2 protein-coding genes are annotated in these 2,927 nt (G+C 65.9%); both read left to right on the forward strand.

Annotated elements, in window-relative coordinates:
* Nucleotides 1-13: 13 nt before the first annotated feature.
* Nucleotides 14-1,249 carry an efflux RND transporter periplasmic adaptor subunit gene (locus tag AS156_RS03785; RefSeq protein ID WP_066500206.1) on the forward strand — a complete coding sequence of 412 codons (1,236 nt, stop codon included), beginning with the start codon at nt 14-16 and terminating at the stop codon, nt 1,247-1,249.
* Nucleotides 1,246-2,927: efflux RND transporter permease subunit (locus tag AS156_RS03790; protein ID WP_136625989.1), on the forward strand; the 1,682-nt coding region annotated here is incomplete at its 3' end. The genes AS156_RS03785 and AS156_RS03790, both read left to right, overlap by 4 nt.

A 2,927-nucleotide genomic window follows, 5' to 3' on the forward strand; every position in this document is an offset into this window, starting at 1 on the left:
TTGGGGAGACGGAATGAGTGCGACTGACAAAGCGGAGCATCCGGCTCCGGCGACCCGACTCGATTGCGGTTCGTTTCGCCGCTTTGCACGATGCGGCCTTGCGCCGTTCGGCCTGCTGTTCGCGCTGGCGCTCGGCGGCTGCGATGACAAGGCACAATCGCAGGCGGCCGCGCCTCCGCCGCCGCCCGTGACGGTGGCGCAGCCGGTCAGGCGCACGGTGACCGACTGGGACGAGTTCACCGGCCGCTTCGAGGCGATCGAGGAGGTTCAGGTCCGCGCCCGCGTCGGCGGCTTCGTCAACACCGTCGAGTTCAAGGACGGCGCGATCGTCCATGCCGGCGATCTGCTCTACACCATCGACCCGCGCCCGTTCGAGGCGGTCGCGCTGCAGGCAGAGGGGCAGCTTGCCGATGCGCGCGCCAAGGCGGAGCTTGCCAAGCGCGAGCTCGACCGTGGCTTGAACCTGGTGCAGACCAGTGCAGTCTCCGAGCAGGTCGTCGACCAGCGCCGCCAGGCCTTGCAGGCGGCCCACGCCGCCGAGACGCAGGCCGAAGGCGCGCTGAAGGCCGCCCAGCTCAATGTCGAATTCACCCATGTGCTGGCGCCGATCACCGGCCGCGTCAGCCGCCATCTGGTGACCCCCGGCAACCTCGTGCAGGGCGCCGACAGCGGCGCGACGCTGCTGACCTCGATCGTATCGCTCGATCCGATCTACATCTATTTCGACGTCGACGAGGCGACCTATCAGCGCAACAGCAAGCTCTGGTTCGAAGGCAAGCGGCCAAGCTCGCGCGACACGCCGAACCCGGTGCAGGTGTCCTTGACCGGCGAGACCAAGCCCTCCCATGACGGCACGATGGACTTCCTCGACAACCGCCTGGACGTCTCGACCGCGACGCTGCGCAGCCGCGCCATCATCCCCAACAAGGACCTCTCGATCCTGCCCGGGCAATTCGGCCGGGTCCGGATCATCGGCTCCGCGCCCTACGAGGCGCTGCTGGTTCCGGATGCCGCCATCGTCACCGACCAGTCGCGCAAGATCGTGTTCGTGGTCAAGGACGACAACACGGTGGAGGCGAGGCCCGTCGTGCTCGGGCCGCTCGATGACGGCCTGCGGGTGATCCGCGAAGGGCTCAAGGTGGAAGACCACGTCATCGTCGACGGCATTCAGCGCGCCCGGGTCGGCGCCAAGGTGACCCCGAAAATGGCGTCGGCAGGCGCCAAGCCCCCGGCAGGTACGAAGCCATGAATCTCGGCAAGCTTTCCATCAACCAGCCCATCCTCGCGATGGTGTTGTCGATCGTGCTCCTGATCGTGGGCGCGATCGCCTATGGCACGCTGCCGGTCTCGGAATATCCGCAAGTGGTGCCGCCGACCGTCACGGTCACCACGCAATATCCGGGCGCTTCGGCGCAGACCGTGGCCGACACCGTCGCGGCCCCGATCGAGCAGGAGATCAACGGCGTTGAGGACATGCTGTATCTCTACAGCCAGGCGACTTCGAACGGCCAGCTCACCATCACCGTTACCTTCAGGCTCGGCACTGACCTCGACAAGGCCCAGGTGCTGGTGCAGAACCGCGTCGCGATCGCGCAGCCGCGGCTGCCTGAAGAGGTGCAGCGCAACGGCGTCGTCACCCGCAAGAACTCGCCGGACATCCTGATGGCCGTGTTCGTGCTGTCACCCGACGACAGCTTCGACCAACTCTACATCTCCAACTACACACTGCTGCAGGTGCGCGACCAGCTCTTGCGGCTCGATGGCGTCGGCGACATCCAGATGTTCGGCGCCCGCGATTATTCGATGCGGCTGTGGCTCGACCCCGACAAGATCGCCAATCTCGGCATGACGTCGAGCGACGTCATCGCGGCGGTCAGGGCCCAGAACCTGCAGATCGCCGGCGGCCAGATCGCGGAGCCACCGATCGCCGATCGCGCATTCCAACCGAATCTCGCCTTCACCGGCCGCCTCAAGGACATCAGGCAGTTCGAGGATATCCTGGTGAAGGCCGGCTCCGACGGCCGTACCGTACGCCTGCGCGACGTCGCCCGGGTCGAGCTCGGCGCGCTGTCCTACGCCACCAGTAGTCGCATATTGCGCAAGTCGGCGGTGGCAATGGTGGTCACCCAGCGGCCCGGATCGAACGCGCTCGCCACAGCGAAGGCAATCTCCACCACCATGGCGAAGCTGAAGGAGAGTTTCCCGAAGGGGCTCGACTACAATATCGGCTACAACCCGACCGAATTCATCGCCCAATCGGTCCATGAGCTGATTAAGACGGTCTACGAGGCGATGGCGCTCGTCGTCATCGTTGTGCTGGTGTTTCTGCAGGGGTGGAGACCTGCGATCATCCCGATCATCGCGATCCCGGTGTCGCTGGTCGGCACCTTCGCGGTGATGGCCGCGCTCGGCTTCTCCATCAACAATCTGACGCTGTTCGGCCTCGTGCTCGCAGTCGGCATCGTGGTCGACGACGCGATCGTGGTGGTCGAGAATGTCGAGCGGCATCTCGAGCATGGCCTGAGCCGGCGCGAAGCCGCACTCAAGACCATGGAGGAGGTCGGAGGCGCGCTGGTCTCGATCGCGCTCGTGCTGTGCGCGGTGTTCGTGCCGACCGCATTCCTCGGCGGCATCTCCGGGCAGTTCTTCCAGCAATTCGCCGTGACGATCGCGGTCGCGACCGCGATCTCCTGCTTCTGCTCGTTGACGCTGTCGCCGGCGCTGGCCTCGCGGATACTCGTTCCGCATGAGGCGAAGCGGCCGGCGGCACGCTGGAACCTGATCGCGCGCGGCTGGTCCGCCTTCACCGGCGTCTTCAACCGCATATTCGACCGGCTGGCGCATGGCTATGCGGCGGCGGCATCCTTCGTGATCCGGCATTCGGCGACGATGCTGCTGCTCTATCTGGTGCTGATCGGCAGCGCCGG

This window comes from Bradyrhizobium macuxiense, assembly GCF_001542415.1.
In the GTDB taxonomy this organism is placed as follows: Bacteria; Pseudomonadota; Alphaproteobacteria; order Rhizobiales; family Xanthobacteraceae; genus Bradyrhizobium; species Bradyrhizobium macuxiense.

Excerpts from the sequence above, each read along its gene's own strand:
- AS156_RS03785 (WP_066500206.1), top strand. The coding sequence starts at position 14 with ATGAGTGCGACTGACAAAGCGGAGCATCCGGCTCCGGCGACCCGACTC.